Raw genomic sequence first — 703 nt, 5'->3', positions numbered from 1 at the left:
GCAGCCAACTCAAACTGAGTCATCCCCCTTAACCTTCTCAAGCGTCCCACATAGTCAGCAAGAGATTCTTGGGGACGAGGAGTAGAAAAAGTATCCATAAAACAGTGTCTCTTTAATAAGCCAAAGATATATGATTAAGAAAGAAAAAACCTGAAGAAAAACACACAAATTAGAGTGAAACAGGCTGTAACCTTAGCCACCGTAGCCAAAGAATTTTTAGAACGTCCTGGACTAGCACCTAGTACCAGAGAAACATACCAACTCACACTCCTACCCCTACTCCAAGAATACGGAAGTTGGGAAATAGAAATTATCAGCAAACAAACATTAGTAGAGTATCTAAACAACCTCAATCATTTAAAATACACAACCCACCACAAGCATCAAGCAATACTGCAAAGCCTATTTAACTTCGCAGTAGAACAAGAGTATATAAAAATCAACCCCATCCGGGGACTAAAACAACGTCAACCAGAGCGAGAAAAAGGAGAACACAAAACCGATAACACCATCAGATACCTAACACCAGAACAACTCTCAATACTCTATCAAGCCGTAAAAGATGACCTGAGAATGAACGCCATAATTCACCTATTGCATCGCACAGGATGTAGAATAGGAGAGCTTTTAGCCCTAAACTTATCAGACATAGACATCAAAAACCAGAAATTCCAAGTATTAGGTAAAGGCAACAAACAACGAT

Annotated in this window: 1 protein-coding gene; it reads left to right on the top strand. The window is 39.5% G+C overall.

All coding sequences use genetic code 11. The features are described from left to right. Positions 1-174: 174 nt before the first annotated feature. On the top strand, positions 175-703 hold a 529-nt coding region (locus tag A0J48_RS26635; protein ID WP_200327572.1), incomplete at its 3' end, for a tyrosine-type recombinase/integrase.

Origin of the sequence: Sphaerospermopsis aphanizomenoides BCCUSP55 (genome assembly GCF_001586785.1) — a bacterium.
In the GTDB taxonomy this organism is placed as follows: Bacteria; Cyanobacteriota; Cyanobacteriia; order Cyanobacteriales; family Nostocaceae; genus Sphaerospermopsis_A; species Sphaerospermopsis_A aphanizomenoides_A.
Note: the sequence above shows the minus strand (reverse complement) of the source record. Positions and strands in the feature narration are given on the sequence as shown.